This is a genomic window from Streptomyces sp. NPDC005648, assembly GCF_040605395.1.
GTDB lineage: Bacteria > Actinomycetota > Actinomycetes > Streptomycetales > Streptomycetaceae > Streptomyces.
In genome coordinates this window covers 1-21,061 of the sequence record NZ_JBEXCS010000009.1, presented here as the reverse complement: position 1 = coordinate 21,061, position 21,061 = coordinate 1, and the positions used below count along the sequence as shown (strand labels likewise).

The 21,061-nt window shown below is 68.9% G+C and carries 16 protein-coding genes; 15 read left to right on the top strand and 1 reads right to left on the bottom strand.

Annotation, left to right across the window (positions count from 1 at the left end):
* Positions 1-22 precede the first annotated feature (22 nt).
* From tig to clpX, 4 genes are all read left to right on the top strand, one after another.
* Positions 23-1,435: a trigger factor gene (gene tig / locus ABZT17_RS07320; protein ID WP_356344850.1), complete on the top strand. Its 1,413-nt coding sequence runs from the start codon at positions 23-25 to the stop codon at positions 1,433-1,435.
* 244 nt (positions 1,436-1,679) lie between these two features.
* Positions 1,680-2,288, top strand: a complete 609-nt coding sequence (locus ABZT17_RS07315) for an ATP-dependent Clp protease proteolytic subunit (RefSeq protein ID WP_356345138.1) — start codon at positions 1,680-1,682, stop codon at positions 2,286-2,288.
* 50 nt (positions 2,289-2,338) lie between these two features.
* Positions 2,339-3,019, top strand: a complete 681-nt coding sequence (locus ABZT17_RS07310) for an ATP-dependent Clp protease proteolytic subunit (RefSeq protein ID WP_356344848.1) — start codon at positions 2,339-2,341, stop codon at positions 3,017-3,019.
* Positions 3,020-3,197: 178 nt separating this feature from the next.
* Entirely contained in the window at positions 3,198-4,484 is a 1,287-nt protein-coding gene (gene clpX / locus ABZT17_RS07305; RefSeq protein ID WP_356344846.1) for an ATP-dependent Clp protease ATP-binding subunit ClpX, read from the top strand.
* A 73-nt stretch (positions 4,485-4,557) separates the two neighbouring features.
* Here clpX and ABZT17_RS07300 read toward each other — a convergent pair whose 3' ends face one another.
* Positions 4,558-5,505 (bottom strand): hypothetical protein, encoded by a 948-nt coding sequence (locus ABZT17_RS07300; protein ID WP_356344844.1) that lies wholly within the window; start codon positions 5,503-5,505, stop codon positions 4,558-4,560.
* Between the two features lie 137 nt (positions 5,506-5,642).
* Between ABZT17_RS07300 and ABZT17_RS07295 the strand changes: the two genes are divergently transcribed.
* The 11 genes from ABZT17_RS07295 to ABZT17_RS07245 all read left to right on the top strand — a co-directional run bounded on the left by ABZT17_RS07295 (position 5,643) and on the right by ABZT17_RS07245 (position 20,995).
* Positions 5,643-8,294: a valine--tRNA ligase gene (locus tag ABZT17_RS07295; RefSeq protein WP_356344842.1), complete on the top strand. Its 2,652-nt coding sequence runs from the start codon at positions 5,643-5,645 to the stop codon at positions 8,292-8,294.
* Between the two features lie 129 nt (positions 8,295-8,423).
* Entirely contained in the window at positions 8,424-9,908 is a 1,485-nt protein-coding gene (locus ABZT17_RS07290) for a folylpolyglutamate synthase/dihydrofolate synthase family protein (RefSeq protein WP_356344840.1), read from the top strand.
* Between the two features lie 4 nt (positions 9,909-9,912).
* Positions 9,913-10,269, top strand: coding sequence for a DUF4233 domain-containing protein (locus ABZT17_RS07285; RefSeq protein ID WP_356344838.1), 357 nt, complete (start codon positions 9,913-9,915; stop codon positions 10,267-10,269).
* An 80-nt stretch (positions 10,270-10,349) separates the two neighbouring features.
* Complete coding sequence (ndk, locus tag ABZT17_RS07280; RefSeq protein WP_356344835.1) at positions 10,350-10,763, top strand: nucleoside-diphosphate kinase; 414 nt, start codon at positions 10,350-10,352, stop codon at positions 10,761-10,763.
* 225 nt (positions 10,764-10,988) lie between these two features.
* On the top strand, positions 10,989-12,008 hold the full coding sequence (locus tag ABZT17_RS07275; protein WP_004931372.1) for a rod shape-determining protein: 1,020 nt from the start codon (positions 10,989-10,991) through the stop codon (positions 12,006-12,008).
* A gap of 160 nt (positions 12,009-12,168) precedes the next feature.
* On the top strand, positions 12,169-13,113 hold the full coding sequence (mreC, locus tag ABZT17_RS07270) for a rod shape-determining protein MreC (RefSeq protein WP_356344833.1): 945 nt from the start codon (positions 12,169-12,171) through the stop codon (positions 13,111-13,113).
* A gap of 15 nt (positions 13,114-13,128) precedes the next feature.
* Positions 13,129-13,809, top strand: a complete 681-nt coding sequence (gene mreD, locus ABZT17_RS07265; RefSeq protein ID WP_356344831.1) for a rod shape-determining protein MreD — start codon at positions 13,129-13,131, stop codon at positions 13,807-13,809.
* A gap of 131 nt (positions 13,810-13,940) precedes the next feature.
* Entirely contained in the window at positions 13,941-16,205 is a 2,265-nt protein-coding gene (mrdA, locus tag ABZT17_RS07260) for a penicillin-binding protein 2 (protein ID WP_356344829.1), read from the top strand.
* Positions 16,202-17,401, top strand: a complete 1,200-nt coding sequence (rodA, locus tag ABZT17_RS07255; protein WP_356344827.1) for a rod shape-determining protein RodA — start codon at positions 16,202-16,204, stop codon at positions 17,399-17,401. The genes mrdA and rodA overlap by 4 nt, the downstream gene beginning before the upstream one ends.
* A gap of 108 nt (positions 17,402-17,509) precedes the next feature.
* Positions 17,510-19,015: a CYTH and CHAD domain-containing protein gene (locus tag ABZT17_RS07250; RefSeq protein WP_356344825.1), complete on the top strand. Its 1,506-nt coding sequence runs from the start codon at positions 17,510-17,512 to the stop codon at positions 19,013-19,015.
* Between the two features lie 93 nt (positions 19,016-19,108).
* Positions 19,109-20,995: a TIGR03960 family B12-binding radical SAM protein gene (locus ABZT17_RS07245; RefSeq protein ID WP_356344823.1), complete on the top strand. Its 1,887-nt coding sequence runs from the start codon at positions 19,109-19,111 to the stop codon at positions 20,993-20,995.
* Positions 20,996-21,061 lie beyond the last annotated feature (66 nt).

The window sequence follows — 21,061 nt, the reverse complement described above, 5'->3', positions numbered from 1 at the left end:
TCAGCCCCAAGGAGACCGAACCGTGAAGAGCGCCGTCGAGACCCTGAACCCGACTCGGGTTCGGCTCAGCATTGAGGTGCCCTTCGAGGAGCTCAAGGACAGCCTCGACGCGGCGTACAAGAAGATCAACCAGCAGGTCACGGTGAAGGGGTTCCGGAAGGGCAAGATCCCGGCGCGCGTCATCGATCAGCGGTTCGGCCGCGGTGCGGTCCTGGAGGAGGCGGTCAACGACGCGCTTCCGAAGTTCTACACGGAAGCGGTCAACGAGGCCGAGATCGACGTCCTGGGCCAGCCCGAGGTCGACATCACGGAGCTGAAGGACGGCGAGACGCTGAACTTCACCGCCGAGGTCGACATCCGCCCGTCCCTCGAGATCCCGGACTACTCCGGCATCGAGGTCGAGGTCGACGCGGTCGAGGTCACCGACGAGGACGTGGAGAAGTCGGTCGAGCAGCTGCGCGAGCGCTTCGCCTCCACCTCCCCGGTCGAGCGCGCCGCCGAGGACGGCGACGTGGTCACCATCGACCTGCAGGCCAAGGTCGAGGGCGAGGTCCTCGAGGACGGCGTCGCCGAGGGCGTCTCCTACACCATCGGCTCCGGTGAGCTCCTCGACGGCATCGACGACGCCGTCAAGGGCCTGTCGGCCGGTGAGGAGGCCACCTTCACCTCCGAGCTCAAGGGCGGCTCCGCGGCCGGCAAGGAGGCCGAGGTCACCGTCAAGGTCACCCAGGTCGCCGCCCGCGAACTGCCCGAGCTGGACGACGAGTTCGCACAGCTCGCCTCCGAGTTCGACACCCTCGACGAGCTGAAGGCCGACAGCCGCAAGCGCCTCGAGAACATGAAGCAGTACGACCAGGCCACGCAGGCCCAGGAGCGCGTCCTGGAGAAGCTGCTGGAGCTCGTCGAGGTGCCCGTCCCCGAGAAGCTGCTCGAGGACGAGATCAACACCCGCAAGCACAACCTGGAGCACCACCAGCTCGGCCAGATGGGCCTCGACCTCGAGAAGTACCTCGAGATCCAGGGCAAGACGGCCGAGGAGTTCGACGCCGAGACCGAGGAAGCCGCGGTCAAGGGCATCAAGACCCAGTTCGTCCTCGACGAGCTGGTCAAGCAGGAGAAGCTGAACGTCAACCAGGAGGAGCTCACCGAGCACCTCATGCGCCGCGCGGCCTCCTCCGGCATGTCCCCCGACCAGTTCGCCCAGGCCGTCGTCGAGGGCGGCCAGGTTCCGCTCCTGGTCGGCGAGGTCGCCCGCGGCAAGGCCCTCGCGGTCGTCGTGGAGGCCGCCACGGTCAAGGACACCAACGGCGAGATCGTCGACCTGGACGACGAGGACGAGGTCGAGCAGGCCGCCGACGTCGCCGCCGAGGCCACTGAAGCCGACGCCACCGAGGCCGACGCCACCGAGGCCGAGGCGGAGAAGACCGAGGGCTGACGCCCACGGCGCCTTGTAGGTACGTACGAACGGGCCCCGGGGCTGACCCCGGGGCCCGTTCGCCTACCCGGGCCGCTACGCCCCCGGCGAACACCCCCCACTCCGGGATTCCCCGAAGGGACCAGCGCGTTAGGGTCCATGAATACGAGGGCAGTGGAGTTCCCGAACGGCTCCCTACCCGAAGGGAAACGTGAGACGGCCCGGCGCCGTCGTAAGACGAGCAGGTGGATACGTGACGAATCTGATGCCCTCAGCCGCCGGCGAGCCCTCCATCGGCGGTGGCCTCGGCGACCAGGTCTACAACCGGCTGCTCAACGAGCGGATCATCTTCCTCGGCCAGCCGGTCGACGACGACATCGCGAACAAGATCACCGCACAGCTGCTGCTCCTTGCCGCCGACCCGGACAAGGACATCTTCCTGTACATCAACAGCCCCGGCGGCTCGATCACGGCCGGTATGGCGATCTACGACACCATGCAGTTCATCAAGAACGACGTGGTGACCATCGCCATGGGCCTCGCCGCCTCCATGGGCCAGTTCCTGCTCAGCGCGGGCACCCCCGGCAAGCGCTTCGCGCTGCCGAACGCCGAGATCCTGATCCACCAGCCCTCCGCGGGTCTGGCCGGTTCCGCCTCGGACATCAAGATCCACGCCGAGCGGCTGCTGCACACCAAGAAGCGCATGGCCGAGCTCACCTCGCAGCACACCGGCCAGTCGGTCGAGCAGATCACCCGCGACTCGGACCGCGACCGCTGGTTCGACGCCTTCGAGGCCAAGGAGTACGGCCTCATCGACGACGTCATCCCGACGGCCGCGGGCATGCCGGGCGGCGGCGGCACCGGGGCGGCCTGAGGCCCCCTGAAAGCCCCCAGCCGACCGCCACAGCCCCTAGGAGAGAGACAGTGAACGACTTCCCCGGCAGCGGCCTGTACGACCGCACGCGCGCCGAGTACACGGGTCCGACCGCCGAGTCCCGCTATGTGATCCCCCGCTTCGTCGAGCGCACCTCGCAGGGCATCCGCGAGTACGACCCGTACGCGAAGCTCTTCGAGGAGCGAGTGATCTTCCTCGGCGTGCAGATCGACGACGCCTCCGCCAACGACGTCATGGCGCAGCTGCTGTGCCTGGAGTCGATGGACCCCGACCGGGACATCTCGGTCTACATCAACAGCCCCGGCGGCTCCTTCACCGCGCTGACGGCCATCTACGACACGATGCAGTTCGTGAAGCCCGACATCCAGACGGTCTGCATGGGCCAGGCGGCCTCCGCCGCCGCGATCCTGCTGGCCGCCGGTACCCCGGGCAAGCGCATGGCGCTGCCGAACGCGCGCGTGCTGATCCACCAGCCCTACAGCGAGACGGGCCGCGGTCAGGTCTCCGACCTGGAGATCGCCGCCAACGAGATCCTCCGGATGCGTGCGCAGCTGGAGGAGATGCTGGCCAAGCACTCGACCACGCCGATCGAGAAGATCCGCGAGGACATCGAGCGCGACAAGATCCTCACGGCCGAGGACGCGCTGTCGTACGGCCTGATCGACCAGATCATCTCCACCCGGAAGATGAACAACGCCGCCGTCCGCTAGTCGGAGGCGGTAATGTCTGCCGCCCCTTGGCACGGTAAGTGTGGTTTGACACGCTGCACGTCAAAGTGAACCGCGCCAAGGGGGGCCCGAACGGGGGGCCCGGCAAGGTACCGTCGGATTAAGGCAGCACCAGGAGCCGCTGGACCTAGGCGTCTCCCAGGCGAAGGGGAAGCACACCGTGGCACGCATCGGTGACGGCGGCGATCTGCTCAAGTGCTCGTTCTGCGGCAAGAGCCAGAAGCAGGTCAAGAAGCTCATCGCAGGGCCTGGTGTGTACATCTGCGACGAGTGCATCGACCTCTGCAACGAGATCATCGAGGAAGAACTCGCGGAGACGAGCGAGGTGCGCTGGGAGGAACTCCCCAAGCCCCGCGAGATCTACGAGTTCCTCGAGGGCTATGTGGTCGGTCAGGAGGCCGCCAAGAAGGCGCTCTCCGTCGCGGTCTACAACCACTACAAGCGCGTCCAGGCCGGCGAGAACGGCGGCGCCAACGGGCGTGACGACGCGATCGAGTTGGCGAAGTCCAACATCCTCCTGCTGGGCCCCACGGGCTCCGGCAAGACGCTTCTCGCCCAGACGCTCGCCCGCATGCTGAACGTCCCGTTCGCGATCGCCGACGCGACCGCGCTGACGGAGGCGGGCTACGTCGGCGAGGACGTGGAGAACATCCTGCTCAAGCTGATCCAGGCGGCCGACTACGACGTCAAGAAGGCCGAGACCGGGATCATCTACATCGACGAGATCGACAAGGTCGCCCGGAAGAGCGAAAACCCGTCGATCACCCGGGACGTCTCCGGCGAGGGCGTACAGCAGGCCCTCCTGAAGATCCTCGAGGGCACCACGGCCTCGGTCCCGCCGCAGGGCGGCCGCAAGCACCCGCACCAGGAGTTCATCCAGATCGACACGACGAACGTCCTGTTCATCGTGGGCGGTGCCTTCGCGGGGCTGGAGAAGATCATCGAGTCCCGGGCCGGCGCCAAGGGCATCGGCTTCGGCGCGACGATCCGCTCCAAGCGCGAGCTGGAGGCCAAGGACCAGTTCGAGGACGTCATGCCCGAGGACCTGGTCAAGTTCGGCATGATCCCCGAGTTCATCGGCCGCCTCCCGGTCATCACTTCGGTCCACAACCTGGACCGTGCCGCGCTCCTGCAGATCCTCATCGAGCCGCGCAACGCGCTGGTGAAGCAGTACCAGCGCCTCTTCGAACTCGACGGCGTGGAGCTGGACTTCGAGCGCGAGGCGCTGGAGGCCATCGCCGACCAGGCCATCCTCCGCCAGACCGGCGCCCGCGGCCTGCGCGCCATCATGGAGGAGGTCCTCCAGGGCGTCATGTACGAGATCCCGTCCCGCAAGGACGTGGCCCGCGTGGTCATCACGGCGGACGTCGTCCACTCGAACGTGAACCCGACCCTGATCCCGCGCGACGCGCGGGGCCGGGGGCCGGGGGAGCAGAAGACGGCGTAACCGCGGTACGACGGCATGCGGAGGGGCCCCGGTCAACCGACCGGGGCCCCTCCGCGTTCGAGGCCGTGGGGCGTCAGGCGGGCACGCGCACGTCGTTGCGGACCTTCGCGGTCAGCTCGGCCGCTTCTTGCATCGAGGTGGCCTTGCCCGAGGTCAGGGCGCCCAGGTCGTAGGAGAGCACATAGGTGAGGGTGCTGTGGTCACCCCAGATGCAGAACGGCATCTCCATGGTCTGACCGGACGCCGTGCTCTTGATCTGCTGGCACTTCATGACGCCGTCCTTGAAGCCGGCGGGCTTGAACTCCTGTGGGCTGCCCACGAGTTCGCCGCCGTCGGAGCTCTCCGCGGAGTCCTTCTTCATCTGCGCGAACATCGCGTCGACGACCTTCTCGGGATCGTCGATCGTGCCGTACACACCGGCGAACATCAGCTGCTTCGCCGTGAGGCCGGTCCCCGAGGTGTACCCCGCGCTGGCGTCCTTGGGGTTCTTGACGCCCCACGACTCCGCGTCCTTGATGTCGTCGGACGTCAGCGTGCCGGACTCGGACTTGCCGCTCTTCGTGTACTCGCCGTTGACGATCGTCGCGGGCGTCGCCAGCTTGTGCGCCCCGTCGTCGGCGATGCCACCCCCGCCGCCGGAGCCGCCGCCGCTGCTGCCGCCGAGCACGAAGTACGCCCCGACGCCGATCGCGGCGACGACGGCCACCGCGCCGATGATCAGACCGGTCTTCTTGCCGCCGCCGGGCGCCGGAGGCTGGGGCGGGTAGGGCTGCTGGCCGTACGGCTGCTGCCCGTAGGGCGGTTGCTGCCCGTACGGGCCCTGCTGCGGCGGCACTCCCTGCGGAGGCTGCTGCGGGTAGCCGTACCCGGGCTGGGGCTGCGGCTGGGTCGGCGGCTGCTGGGGGTAGCCGTAGCCGGGCTGGGGCGCCTGCGGCGGCTGCTGGCCGTAAGGCCCCGGCTGACCGTACGGACCGGGCTGCTGGGGCTGCCCGCCGTACGGGCCCGGCTGGTTGTAGCTCATTACTGGGTTCCCCTCCAGAATGTTTATGTAGTGCCGACATCCTGGCGCAGACACGGGCCGCACAGCTCATCGGGGGCCCCACCGTTACAGAGGAAACACGTTTCGGGACACGGCCGCGACACCTCTAAACTGACCCCGTGACCGAGAACACTCAGCAGCCGCAATCAGCGCCCAGCACCGAACTGCCGACCCAGTACACGCCGGCCGAGGTAGAGGGGAAGCTGTACGAGCGCTGGGTGGACAAGGGCTACTTCGCCGCCGACGCGAAGAGCGACAAGCCCGCGTACACCATCGTCATCCCGCCGCCGAACGTCACCGGCTCGCTCCACCTGGGCCACGCCTTCCAGCACACCCTCATGGACGCCCTCACCCGCCGCAAGCGCATGCAGGGCTATGAGTCGCTGTGGCTGCCCGGCATGGACCACGCCGGTATCGCCACCCAGAACAAGGTCGAGCAGCAGCTCGCCGAGGAGGGCAAGTCCCGCCACGACCTGGGGCGCGAGGAGTTCGTCGAGCGTGTCTGGCAGTGGAAGGAGGAGTACGGCGGCAAGATCCTCGGCCAGATGCGCCGCCTCGGCGACGGCGTCGACTGGGACCGCGAGCGCTTCACCATGGACGAGGGCCTGTCCAAGGCCGTCCAGACCATCTTCAAGAAGCTCTACGACGACGAGCTGATCTACCGCGCCGAGCGGATCATCAACTGGTGTCCGCGCTGTCTGACCGCCATCTCGGACATCGAGGTGGAATACCAGGAGGACGACGGCGAGCTGGTCTCCATCAAGTACGGCGAGGGGGACGAGACGCTGGTCGTCGCCACCACCCGTGCGGAGACGATGCTCGGCGACACGGCCGTCGCCGTCCACCCGGACGACGAGCGCTACCGCCACCTGGTCGGCAGGCGCATCAAGCTGCCCCTCACCGACCGCACCATCCCCGTCGTCGCCGACACCCATGTCGACCCCGAGTTCGGCACGGGCGCCGTCAAGGTCACCCCGGCCCACGACCCGAACGACTTCGCGATCGGCCAGCGCCACGGCCTGGAGTCGATCACGGTCATGGACGAGCGCGCGGTCATCACCGTCCACGGTCCCTTCGAGGGCCTGGACCGCTTCGAGGCGCGCAGCGCCATCGTCGCCGCGCTCCGCTCCCAGGGCCGGATCGTCGCCGAGAAGCGGCCCTACGTCCACTCCGTCGGCCACTGCTCCCGCTGCAAGACCACCGTCGAGCCGCGTCTGTCCATGCAGTGGTGGGTCAAGGTCGGCCCGCTCGCCAAGGCCGCCGGTGACGCGGTCCGCGACGGCCGGGTGAAGATCCACCCCGAGGACATGTCGAAGCGGTACTTCGACTGGGTCGACAACATGCACGACTGGTGCATCTCGCGCCAGCTGTGGTGGGGGCACCGCATCCCCGTCTGGTACGGCCCCGAGGGCGAGATCGTCTGCGTCGGCCCCGACGAGGAGCCGCCGGCCGGCGAGGGCTGGCGTCAGGACACCGACGTCCTCGACACCTGGTTCTCCTCGGGCCTGTGGCCGTTCTCCACGCTCGGCTGGCCCGAACAGACCGAGGACCTGCGGAAGTTCTACCCGACCGACGTCCTGCTCACCGGACACGACATCATCTTCTTCTGGGTCGCGAGGATGATGATGTTCGGCCTGTACGCGATGGACGGCGAAGTCCCCTTCAGGACCATCGCGTTGACCGGCCTGGTCCGTGACGAGCGCGGCAAGAAGATGTCGAAGTCCTTCGGCAACGTCGTCGACCCGCTGGACTGGATGGACAAGTACGGCTCCGACGCCGTCCGCTTCACCCTGGCCCGCGGCGCCAACCCCGGCACCGACGTCCCGATCGGCGAGGACTGGGTCCAGGCGTCCCGCAACTTCGCCAACAAGATCTGGAACGCGACCCGCTTCGCGCTGATGAACGGCGCGACGGTCCAGGGCCCGCTGCCGGAGGCGTCGAAGCTGTCCGCCACCGACCGCTGGATCCTCTCCCGCCTGAACAAGACGGTCGCCGCGGCCGACGCGTTCTACGACGACTTCCAGTTCGCCAAGCTCTCCGACGCCCTCTTCCACTTCGCGTGGGACGAGGTCTTCGACTGGTACGTCGAGCTGTCCAAGACGACGTTCCAGGCGGGCGGCGAGGCGGCCGAGGTCTCCCAGCGCGTCCTGGGCGAGGTCCTCGACGTCACCCTCAAGCTCCTGCACCCCGTCGTCCCGTTCGTCACGGAGACCCTCTGGACCACCCTCACGGGCGGCGAGTCGGTCGTCGTCGCGGACTGGCCCGAGGCCGTGTCCGTTCCCGGCGCCGACGCGGCGGGCGGCTTCCGCGACGACGCGGCCGAGCGGGAGATCGAGACCCTCCAGTCCGTGATCACCGAGGTCCGCCGCTTCCGCGCCGACCAGGGCCTGCAGCCGGGCCAGCGCGTCCCGGCCCGGCTGACGCTGGACGGCACGGCACTGGCGCCCCACGAGGCGGCGATCCGCCAGCTGCTGCGCCTGCAGCCGGAAGGGGAGTCGTTCACGGCGACGGCGACCCTGCCCGTCTCCGGCGCCGAGGTGGCGCTCGACCTCTCCGGCACGATCGACGTCGCGGCGGAGCGCAAGCGCCTCGCCAAGGACCTCGCGGCCGCGGAGAAGGAGAAGTCCCAGGCCACGGCCAAGCTCGGCAACGAGGCGTTCCTGGCGAAGGCCCCGGACAACGTGGTGGACAAGATCCGAGGCCGCCTGGCCAAGGCGGAGGAGGACATCGCGCGTATCCAGACCCAGCTGGACCGCCTGCCTCAGCAGTAACCCCCCCGAGGGCGCGGGGCCGCATCGATTCCGCGGCTCCGCCGCCGGGGCGCGACAAGCCACAGACTCCCCGCGCCCGCGAACAGGACCAGCCATCCCGCTCCGTGGGCGCGGCCCTAAACTGGCCGTGTGAGTGACAGCGACCCCTTCGACGAGATCGTGGCTGCGGAAACCGACCGGGACCCGGACCTCGCGGTCATCGAGGCCGGCAGCCGCACCCTGCGCACCCAGGGCGGAGCCTCGAGCGCCGACGTCCCGGCCCGCCCCGAGGACCCCGAGCTCGACAACGCCCTGCGCGCGGTCGAGGCGGAGCTCGCCACCCGCTGGGGCGAGACCAAGCTCGAGCCCTCGGTCAGCCGTATCTCCGCGCTGATGGACGTCCTGGGCGACCCCCAGCGCTCGTACCCCTCGATCCACATCACGGGCACCAACGGCAAGACCTCCACCGCCCGCATGATCGAGACCCTCCTCGGCGCCTTCGAACTCCGCACGGGCCGCTACACCTCCCCGCACGTCCAGTCGATCACCGAGCGCATCAGCCTGGACGGCGCCCCCGTCTCGGCGGAGCGCTTCATCGAGACGTACGACGACATCAAGCCGTACGTCGAGATGGTCGACGCGCAGCAGGAGTACCGCCTCTCCTTCTTCGAGGTCCTCACCGGCATGGCGTACGCGGCCTTCGCGGACGCGCCCGTGGACGTCGCCGTCGTCGAGGTCGGCATGGGCGGCTCCTGGGACGCGACGAACGTCATCGACGCGGACGTCGCGGTGATCACCCCCATCGACCTCGATCACACCGACCGTCTCGGCAACACCCCCGGCGAGATCGCCACCGAGAAGGGCGGCATCATCAAGCAGGACGCGACCGTCATCCTGGCCCAGCAGCCGGTGGACGCGGCGCAGGTCCTGCTGAAGAAGGCCGTCGAGGTGGACGCGACGGTGGCCCGTGAGGGCCTGGAGTTCGGCGTGGTCCACCGCCAGGTGGCCGTCGGCGGCCAGCTGCTGACCCTGCGGGGCCTCGGCGGCGAGTACGAGGAGATCTACCTGCCCCTGCACGGCCCGTACCAGGCGCACAACGCGGCGGTCGCGCTGGCCGCCGTGGAGGCGTTCTTCGGCGTCGGCGCCCAGCGCCCCGAGCCGCTCGACATCGACACCGTCCGCAAGGCCTTCGCCGCCGTCTCCTCCCCGGGCCGCCTGGAGGTCGTACGACGCTCCCCGACCGTCGTCCTGGACGCCGCGCACAACCCGGCCGGCGCCCGTGCGACGGCCGAGGCGGTCGGTGAGGCCTTCGACTTCAGCCGGCTGATCGGGGTCGTGGGCGCGAGCGGCGACAAGAACGTCCGGGAGCTCCTGGAGGCCTTCGAGCCGATCTTCGCCGAGGTCGTGATCACACAGAACTCCAGCCATCGCGCGATGGACGCCGACGAGCTCGCCGCGATCGCCGTGGAGGTGTTCGGCGAGGAGCGCGTGCAGGTCGAGCCCCGGCTGCCGGACGCCATCGAGGAGGCGATCACGCTGGCCGAGGAGGAGGGCGAGTTCGCTGGCGGCGGCGTCCTGGTCACCGGCTCGGTCATCACCGTGGGCGAGGCCCGACTGCTCCTGGGGAGGGGCTGAACCCGTGCGTACGCTCTGTGCATCGACCCTGATCGGCGAGTTCTTCGTGATCGGCTTCGCCGGTCTGGTCGCGATGAAGGACCCCGGTCTGTCCATGGCGACGGTGTGGACGGTCAGCGGCATCGCGATGTTCCTGTGCCTGCTGCTGTGCGGTGTGGTGACCCGCCCCGGCGGCATCGCCTTCGGCTGGGCCCTCCAGATCGCCCTGATCGCCTCCGGCTTCGTCGTCCCCACCATGTTCTTCATGGGCGCGATCTTCGCGGCCCTGTGGTGGGCGTCGGTCCACTACGGAAGGAAGATCGACAAGGCCAGGGCGAGATTCGCGGCGCAGGCCGGCTCCTCCACACCTGACGCTGCGTAACAGGGGCCCGGACACGCCCTGTAACCTCGGGCGTGTCGTCGAACACACCCGCACCACCCATGATCAATAGGAGCCCCGCAGTGAGCCAGCGCACCCTCGTCCTGCTCAAGCCCGACGCGGTCCGCCGTGGCCTGACCGGCGAGATCATCAGCCGTATCGAGCGCAAGGCCGGCTGGCGGATCACGGCGCTGGAGCTGCGCTCCCTGGACCAGGAGACGCTGGAGCAGCACTACGGCGAGCACAAGGGCAAGCCCTTCTACGAGCCGCTGGTGGAGTTCATGGCCTCCGGTCCGGTCGTGGCGCTGATCGTCGAGGGCGAGCGGGTCATCGAGGGTGTGCGCGCGCTGGCCGGCCCGACCGACCCGATCGCCGCCGCGCCCGGCTCGATCCGCGGCGACTACGGCGTCATCGTCCGCGAGAACCTGATCCACGCCTCCGACTCCGAGGAATCCGCCGAGCGCGAGGTGAAGATCTTCTTCCCGGGCCGCGCGTAACAACTTTCTGGCATATGCGTGGCGATCGAGGGAACGAGCACCCCCGAACGCCCCTCTCACCAAGCGAACCCACCCAGCATCTGCTGACAATGGCGGAGACCCTTACGCAGTGTCCGTGCGGGCGCCATTACGATGGAACCCTTCACGTCACAGCACCCACTCCGCCGACCTGACAAGCCCTCAAAAGCTCCCGGGAAGGCCAGACGAATCCTGATGGGGAACTCAATGTCGTTCATCGGCCGTGACATGGCTGTCGACCTCGGGACCGCCAACACGCTGGTGTACGTCAGGGGTCGCGGGATCGTACTCAACGAGCCGTCCGTCGTCGCGATCAACACGAACACCGGTGGAATCCTGGCGGTCGGGGCGGAGGCGAAGAAGATGATCGGGCGGACGCCCGGCAACATCGTTGCCGTGCGACCGCTGAAGGACGGTGTGATCGCCGACTTCGAGATCACCGAGCGGATGCTCCGCTACTTCATCCTGAAGATCCACAAGCGGCGGTATCTCGCGAGGCCGCGCGTCGTCGTGTGTGTCCCCTCGGGCATCACCGGCGTCGAGCGCCGTGCCGTCATCGAGGCGTCGTCCCAGGCCGGCGCCCGCCAGGTGCACATCATCGAGGAGCCCATGGCGGCCGCCATCGGCTCCGGTCTGCCGGTCCACGAGGCCACGGGCAACATGGTGGTGGACATCGGCGGCGGCACCACGGAGGTCGCGGTCATCTCGCTCGGCGGCATCGTCACCGCCCAGTCCATCCGCGTCGCGGGCGACGAACTGGACAACGCGATCATCCAGCACATCAAGAAGGAGTACTCCCTCCTCCTCGGTGAGCGGACGGCCGAACAGATCAAGATCACGATCGGTTCGGCGTACGACCTCGACGCTGACGAACACACCGAAATCCGCGGCCGGGACCTGGTCTCCGGACTGCCCAAGACCGTCGTCATCTCGGCCGCCGAGGTCCGCAAGGCGATCGAGGAACCGGTCAACGCGATCGTCGACGCAGTCAAGACCACCCTCGACAAGTGCCCGCCGGAGCTGTCCGGCGACATCATGGACCGAGGAATCGTTCTGACCGGCGGTGGCGCCCTGCTCCGCGGTCTGGACGAGCGGCTGCGCCGTGAGACCGGCATGCCCATCCACATCGCCGAGGACCCGCTGGACAGCGTGGCGCTCGGCTCCGGCAAGTGTGTCGAGGAGTTCGAGGCGCTTCAGCAGGTGCTGGACGCCCAGCCGCGCAGATGACGTAACTCTTCGATTCCGCCGTACGAGATGATCTCCTCTCGTGCGGCGGATCGTTGATATAGAGGCATAAGCTCGCCCATAAGCATCCGCGCGGGCACACATCTCAACACCTGTACGTTCCACTTACCCACTCCTATGAGGAAGGGCACGGCCGCCGCACGTGAGGGACACACGAGAGAGCCGGCTGCTCCTGGTGCTGCTGATCGCCGTCGCGTTCGCGCTGATCACGGTGGACATCCGCGGCGGGGAGGACTCACCGGTCGACGGTGCCCGCCAGGCGGCGGCCGCGGTGTTCGGCCCGATCGAGAACGGCGTGTCGTCGGCGGTCGACCCGGTCGGCAACGCCGTCTCGGCGATCCGCGACTCCGGCACCAAGCACGACCGCCTCGCCCGGCTGGAGCAGGAGAACGCGGCCCTCAAGGCGCGGCTCGGCAGCGACGACCGCAACTCCAGCCGCCTCAAGCAGCTCGACAAGATGCTGAAGATCGCCGGCGAGGGCCAGTACGGCATCAAGGGCGCCCAGGTCATCGCCATAGGGGCGGCCCAGGGCTTCTCCTGGACGATCACCATCGACGTCGGCGCGAGCGACGGCATCAAGCGGGACATGACGGTGCTCAACGGCGACGGCCTGGTCGGCCGTGTCACCACCGTCGGCCCCGACTCCTCCACGGTCCTGCTCGCCAACGACCCCGACTTCACCGTCGGCACCCGCATGGAGGCCAGCGACGAGCTCGGCTTCGCCTCCGGCCAGGGCGACCGGCCGCTGCGGGTCGAACTCCTCAACGGCAAGGCGGAGGTGAAGAAGGGCGACCGTCTGGTCACCTTCGGCTCCGAGGCCGACAGACCGTTCGTGCCGGGCGTCCCGGTCGGCGTCGTCTCCCGTGTCGAGCCCTCCGAGGGCGGCCTGACCCGCACCATCTACGTCACGCCGTACGTCGCCTTCACCAAGCTCGACATCGTCGGCGTCGTCGTCGAGGCCCCGAAGAAGGACCCGCGCGACACCGTGCTCCCCGCCAAGCCCAAGCCGACTCCCACGCCGACGGTCACCGTCACGGTCACCCCGTCCGCGAACGCGTCCGTCGACGGCCAGCAACAGCAGCAGTAGGAGCTGAGTTCCCCCATGCGTGTCAACCGGATCCTGCTCTCCTCGGCCCTGGTCGTCGTCGCCCTGGTGGTCCAGGTGAGCGTCCTGTCCCGGCTCCATCTCCCGGGCGCCGTCCCCGACTTGCTGCTGCTGACCGTCCTGGGCCTCGCCATGGTCTACGGCCATGTCGGCGGCGCCCTCGTGGGCTTCGGCGCCGGTCTCCTCGCCGACCTCGCGCCACCGGCCGACCACGCGGCGGGCCGCTACGCCCTCGTCCTGTGCGTCATCGGCTATCTCGCCGGGCTGATCAAACCGGAGAACGGCAGACTCAAGTCGGCCACCGGCCCCATGGTCGTCGTGGTCGCCGCCGCCATCGGCTCGACCCTGCTCTACGCCGGTGTCGGCGCCCTCGTCGGCGACACCGCCGCCCGCCATGTGGGCCTGGCCAGCCTGCTGTTCACGGCCGCCCTGTACGACCTGCTGCTCGCCCCGTTCGTGGTCCCCGGGATCATGGCGCTGGCCCGGCGCGCGGAGAACGACCCCCTCGCGGAGACCGGCTCGTCCGCCAAGAAGGCCACCGACATTTCCTCCGGCTGGATCTCCAACGGCACCGGTCTCAAGATCGGCGGCCAGCGCGGCGGCCTCGGCTCCCTGAAGACGAAGGCACGGACCCGTACGACCCGGGTGGGGCGCATCAAGGGGGTCAAGCGGCTGTGAGGGCACGGCGGTTCGATCGGCGGGAGTTCACTCGAACGGGGCACCGGGAGCGGAACCGGGCCTCACAGGCCCGTCGTTCATCATGCGTAGGCGCACGCACATCCGCGTACTGAGAGGGGGAGGCAGCCACAGTGACCAACATTCCCGAGACCGGACGGACGCCACGCGTCCAGATCCGCCTCGTCGTCATCCAGATCCTCGTCCTCTCCCTGCTCGGCACCCTCGGCGGCCGCCTGTGGTACCTGCAGATCCGTGAGGGCGCGGCCTACCAGAAGGAGGCGTCCGGCAACCACGTCCAGCAGGTCGTCCAGCCCGCCGTGCGCGGCTCGATCCTGGACGCCCGCGGAGTCCCCCTCGCGGACAACGAGACCCGGCTCGTGGTCTCCGCCTCCCGCACCGACCTGCTGAAGATGAAGGACGACGGCAAGGCCGTCCTCACCAAGCTGGCCGGGGTGCTCGGCATGAAGCCGGCCGACGTCATGCAGAAGGTCCGCCTCTGCGACGCCAAGACCCCCCAGCCCTGCTGGAACGGCTCGCCCTACCAGCCGATCCCCATCACCGACGAGGCGACCCCCCGCCAGGCCCTGCAGATCCGCGAGCGCTCCGAGGACTTCCCCGGCATCACCGCCGAGCCCGAGGCCGTGCGCCGCTACCCGGCCCCCGGCAAGTCCAACACCGCCCAGGTCCTCGGCTACCTCTCCCCGGTCACCGACGACGAGATCCAGCAGGCCAAGGACACCGACTCGCCGTATCTGCGCTCCGACCAGGTCGGCCGCTCGGGCCTTGAGCGCCAGTACGACAAGGAGCTGCGCGGCAAGGCGGGCGTCACCCGCTACGAGGTCGACAACCTGGGCCGCGTCATCGGCAAGGCCAAGTCCGACGCGGCCCAGCCCGGTTCGAACCTGGTCACCAGCATCGACTCCCGGGTCCAGCGCGTCGCCGAGTACCAGCTGGACAACGCGATGAAGGTCGCCCGCACCCAGTTCGACAAGATCACCGGCGAGAACTACAAGGCCGACTCCGGTGCCGTGGTCGTGATGGAGGCCAAGACCGGCCGTATCGTCGCCATGGCCTCCGCCCCGACCTACGACCCGAACGTATGGGTGGGCGGCATCTCCGCCAAGGACTACAGGGCACTCACCGGCAAGAACTCCGACTACCCGCTGCTCAACAGGGCCATACAGGGTCAGTCCGCGCCCGGTTCGACGTTCAAGGTGGTCTCCACGGCCGCCGCCGTCGAGGCCGGCTACGAATGGGACGGCGGCTACCCCTGCACCAGCTCGTACTCCGTCGGCGGCCAGGTCTTCAAGAACTTCGAGGGCGAGAACTTCGGCCCGATCTCCCTGGGCCGCGCCCTGGAGGTCTCCTGCGACACCGTCTTCTACGGCCTCGCCGACCGCGAGTGGAAGAGGGACGGCGGCATCAACCCGAAGAAGGGCGAGCCCAAGGACTACTTCTTCAAGACCGCCCACCAGTTCGGCCTCGGCAAGGAGACCGGCGTCGACCTGCCCAACGAGGTCACCGGCCGCGTCCCCGACCGCCAGTGGAAAGAGAGCTACTGGAAGGCCAACAAGACCGCCTGGTGCAAGAGCGGCAAGAAGGACGGCTCGTACGTCGAGAAGATCGCGTACGAGAACTGCCTCGAGGGCAACAAGATGCGCGAGGGCGACGAGATCAACTACTCCATCGGCCAGGGCGACACCCTCGTCACCCCGATCCAGGAGGCCATGATCTACGGGGCCCTCGCCAACGGCGGCACGGAGTACGTCCCGACCATCGGCAAGGCGATCGTCAGCGCCGACGGCAAGACGGTCACGGAGATCAAGCCCAAGGTCAGGGCCAAGCTCCCGATCAGCAGGGCCACCCACGCGGGCATGGACAAGGCCCTCGCCGGCGTCATCACCAGCGGTACCGCCGCCTGGAAGTTCGGCGGCTGGCCGCAGGACAAGATCGAGCTGCACGCCAAGACCGGTACCGCCGAGGTCTACGGCAAGCAGACCACCTCCTGGCTCGCGACCTACTCCAAGGACTACACGGTCGTCATGACCATCGCCCAGGCCGGTACGGGCTCCGGCGCCTCCGGTGAGGCCGTCCGCAACATCTACAACGCCCTCTACGGCGTCCAGCCCGACGGCTCGATCGACGACAAGCAGGCGCTGCTGCCCACCCCGCAGAAGGGCCTGCCGAAGATCCAGACGGACGGCACGATCGCCTCCCCGAAGGTCGCCAAGGACCCGGCCGAGGATCTGCTCAAGGCCGCCGAGAAGGCCACCGAACAGGGCACGACCGCCCCGGACCAGAACCAGCCGGGCGCGACCACCGCCTCACCGACCGCCACCAACCGCACCACCCGCAGGCGGCCTCGGAAGAGGGGAAGCCGGAGGATGCTCACATGACCGGCGCCAACAGCTTCTCCGTCTCCGGATACGGGCCGCAGCGGGCGGGCTGGACGCGGCTGTTCGCCCGCGACTCGCTCACCCGCCGCCTGGACTGGCCGATGCTGCTGTCGGCACTCGCCCTGTCCGGGCTCGGCTCGCTCCTCGTCTACTCCGCGACCCGCAACCGCACGGAGATCAACCAGGGCGACCAGTACTACTTCCTGATCCGGCACATCATGAACACCGGCATCGGGTTCGCCCTGATGATCGGCACGATCTGGCTCGGCCACCGCACCCTGCGCAACGTCGTGCCGATCCTCTACGGCATCTCCCTCTTCGGGGTGCTGCTGGTCCTCACCCCGCTCGGCGCGACCATCAACGGCAGCCGGAACTGGATCGTCTTCGGCGGCGGCTTCTCCCTCCAGCCCGCCGAGTTCGTCAAGGTGTCGATCATCCTGGGCATGGCGATGCTGCTGTCGGCCCGGGTGGACGCGGGCGACCGGCCCTACCCCGACCACCGCACGGTCCTGCAGGCACTCGGCCTGGCCGCCGTACCGATCCTGATCGTGCTGCTCATGCCCGACCTCGGCACGGTCCTGGTCCTGGTGACCATCATCCTGGGCGTGCTGCTCGCCTCCGGCGCCTCCAACCGCTGGATCTTCGGCATGATCACCGCCGGTGTCGTCGGCTGTATCGCGATCTGGCAGCTGCACATCCTGGACGAGTACCAGATCGCCCGGTTCGCGGCCTTCGCCAACCCCAGCCTCGACCCGGCCGGCGTCGGCTACAACACCAACCAGGCGCGGATCGCGATCGGTTCGGGCGGGCTGACCGGTGCCGGGCTCTTCCACGGCTCGCAGACCACCGGCCAGTTCGTCCCCGAGCAGCAGACGGACTTCGTCTTCACGGTCGCGGGGGAGGAGCTGGGCTTCGTCGGCGCGGGCCTGATCATCTTCCTGCTCGGCGTGGTCCTGTGGCGGGCCTGCCGTATCGCCCGCGACTCCACCGAGCTGTACGGCACGATCGTGGCCGCCGGCATCGTCGCCTGGTTCGCCTTCCAGGCCTTCGAGAACATCGGCATGACCCTCGGGATCATGCCGGTCACCGGCCTGCCCCTGCCGTTCGTGTCGTACGGAGGCTCGTCGATGTTCGCCGTCTGGGTGGCGGTGGGCCTGCTGCAATCGATCAAGGTACAGCGGCCCATGTCGGCCTGAGACAGAAACGGAACGAACCCCGGACGACGTGCGGCCGCCGTGAGTTTGCCCGGGGTTCACCTCATGTGGGCACTGTCGTCCGGACCGGTCAGCCACTAGATTCAGTTCATGGCGGACACAAAGCGCGAGATCGAGCGTAAGTACGAGTCCGACGACAGCGGACTGCCCGACCTGACCGGAGTGGCCGGCGTCGCGGACGTCCTCGACAAGGGCACCGAGAAACTCGACGCCACCTACCACGACACCTCCGATCTCCGCCTGGCCGCGGCCTCGATCACGCTGCGCCGCCGCACCGGGGGCTCCGACGCCGGCTGGCATCTGAAACTGCCGGTCGGACCGGGCGTCCGCGACGAGATCCACGCCCCGCTCTCCGACACCCTCCCGGACGAACTCGCCGGACTGGTCCGCGCCCGGGTCCGCGAGGGCCAACTGGTCCCCGTCATCCGGCTGACCACCACCCGGGGCGTCCACCACCTCGTCGACACCGAGGGCCGGCTGCTCGCCGAGGTCGCCCTGGACACCGTACGGGCCGAGCGGCTGTTCGGCGGTGAGGGTGCCGCCGAGTGGACCGAGATCGAGGTGGAGCTCGCCGACGGCGGCGACCCGTCCTTCCTCGACAAGGCGGAGAAACGTCTGCGCAAGGCGGGCGTACGGCCCTCCGGCTCCGCCTCGAAGCTGGCGCGGGCGCTCGCGGAGACCAAGGGCGGCCGGCCGCGCTCGAAGGACGGCGACACGGGCGAGCCGGCCACCGCCGGAGACCATGTCCTGGCGTACGTCCGGGCCCAGCGGGACGCGATCGTCGCGCTCGACCCGGCTGTCCGCCTGGACACCGAGGACTCCGTCCACGCCATGCGGGTCGCCACCCGCCGGCTGCGCAGCACCTTCCGCTCCTTCGGCAAGATCCTCGACCGGGAGGTCACCGACCCGATCGCCGTGGAGCTGAAATGGCTGGCCGGCGAGCTCGGCATCGGCCGCGACAAGGAAGTACTGACCGAACGCCTGACGGCCGCGCTCGACGAACTGCCCCGCACCCTGGTCTCCGGCCCCGTCCACGCACGCCTGGACATCTGGGCGAAGGCGGTGCACGACGGCTCACGCGCCCGGCTGACCGGCGTACTCGACTCCCAGCGGTATCTGGGGCTGCTCGACGCACTGGACGCCGTGGTCACCGGCCCCCCGCTGCTGAAGGCGGCCCGCCGCGAGCCGGACAAGGTGCTCGCCAAGGCCGTACGCAAGGACTTCGAGAAGGTGTCCACGCTCGTCGAGGGCGCCCTGGAGCAGCCGCCCGGACCCGACCGCGACCTCGGGCTGCACGAGGCCCGCAAGAAGGCCAAGCGGACCCGGTACGCGGCCGAGGCCTCCGAACCGGCCCTCGGCGGCCCGGCCAGAACCATGGTCAGGTCCATGAAGTCGCTGCAGACCCTGATCGGCGAGCACCAGGACAGCGTCATGGCCCGCCAGACCCTGCGCGAGCTGTCCGCCGTGGCGCACGCGGCGGGCGAGAGCGCGTTCACCTACGGCGTGCTGTACGGGCGCGAGGAGCAGCGGGCGGCGAAGGCGGAGGCGGAGGTGCCCGAGGTGTGGACCTCGATCAAGGAGGGTGCGGAGCTCTGAGGGTGCGGGGGAGCCGTCCGGCCGCGTTAGTCTAGATGGTCACCCCTGTCGGGCCGGTTCGTCCGGTCAGCCCCTCCCACGAAGGTTCGCGAGATGCCTGCCGAAGTCGCTGCGGCCGCAGAGTCCGTGTTTCCGCAGCTCGAAGCACTGCTCCCGCATGTGCAGAAGCCGATCCAGTACGTCGGCGGAGAGCTCAACTCCACGGTCAAGCCGTGGGAGTCCTGTGATGTGCGCTGGGCGCTGATGTACCCGGACGCGTACGAGGTCGGCCTGCCCAACCAGGGTGTCATGATCCTCTACGAGGTCCTGAACGAGCAGGAGGGCGTCCTCGCCGAGCGCACCTACAGCGTGTGGCCGGACCTGGAGGCCCTGATGCGGGAGCACGGCGTCCCGCAGTTCACCGTGGACAGCCACCGCCCGGTCGGCGCCTTCGACGTGTTCGGCCTGTCCTTCTCCACGGAACTGGGCTACACCAACATGCTCACCGCGCTGGACCTGGCGGGCATTCCACTGGAGTCGCGCGAGCGGGGCCTGGACGACCCCATCGTCCTCGCGGGCGGCCACGCCGCCTTCAACCCCGAGCCGATCGCGGATTTCATCGACGCGGCGATCATCGGCGACGGCGAGCAGGCCGTGCTGGACATGACGAAGATCATCCGTGAGTGGAAGGCGGAGGGCCGGCCGGGTGGCCGCGAAGAGGTCCTCCTGCGCCTCGCGAAGACGGGTTCGGTGTACATCCCGGCGTTCTACGACGTCGAGTACCTCCCCGACGGCCGTATCGCCCGCGTCGTACCGAACCGCAGCGGGGTGCCGTGGCGGGTGTCCAAGCACACCGTCATGGACCTGGACGAGTGGCCCTACCCGAAGCAGCCCCTGGTGCCGCTCGCCGAGACGGTCCACGAGCGCATGTCGGTCGAGATCTTCCGGGGCTGCACCCGCGGCTGCCGCTTCTGCCAGGCCGGCATGATCACCCGCCCGGTGCGTGAGCGCTCGATCACGGGCATCGGCGAGATGGTCGAGAAGGGCCTGAAGGCGACGGGCTTCGAGGAGGTGGGCCTGCTGTCGCTGTCGTCCGCGGACCACTCGGAGATCGGCGACATCGCCAAGGGCCTCGCGGACCGCTACGAGGAGGACAAGATCGGCCTGTCCCTCCCGTCGACCCGGGTGGACGCCTTCAATGTGGACCTGGCGAACGAACTGACGCGCAACGGACGACGGTCGGGGCTGACCTTCGCGCCGGAGGGCGGCTCGGAGCGCATGCGCAAGGTCATCAACAAGATGGTGTCGGAGGAGGACCTCATCCGCACCGTCGCGACGGCCTACGGCAACGGCTGGCGCCAGGTGAAGCTGTACTTCATGTGCGGCCTGCCCACGGAGACGGACGACGACGTCCTCCAGATCGCCGACATGGCCGCGAACGTCATCGCCAAGGGCCGCGAGGTCTCCCGCTCCAACGACATCCGCTGCACGGTCTCGATCGGCGGTTTCGTCCCCAAGCCGCACACCCCCTTCCAGTGGGCCCCGCAGCTCTCCGCGGAGGAGACGGACGCGCGTCTCGAAAAACTCCGGGACAAGATCCGCGGCGACAAGAAGTACGGCCGCTCGATCGGCTTCCGCTACCACGACGGCAAGCCGGGCATCGTCGAGGGCCTCCTCTCGCGCGGCGACCGCCGCATCGGCGCCGTCATCCGCGCCGTCTACGAGGACGGCGGCCGCTTCGACGGCTGGCGCGAACACTTCTCCTACGACCGCTGGATGAGCTGCGCGGACAAGGTCCTTCCCGCGTTCGGCGTCGACGTCGACTGGTACACCACCCGCGAGAAGACGTACGAGGAGGTCCTCCCCTGGGACCACCTCGACTCGGGCCTCGACAAGGACTGGCTCTGGGAGGACTGGCAGGACGCCCTCGACGAGACGGAGGTGGAGGACTGCCGGTGGACGCCTTGCTTCGATTGCGGGGTTTGTCCGCAGATGGATTGAGTGAGGACCAGTCGTGCCCCTGCCCTTCCTGACGGCCGACCGAGCTTTCGAGACCGCCGACGACGT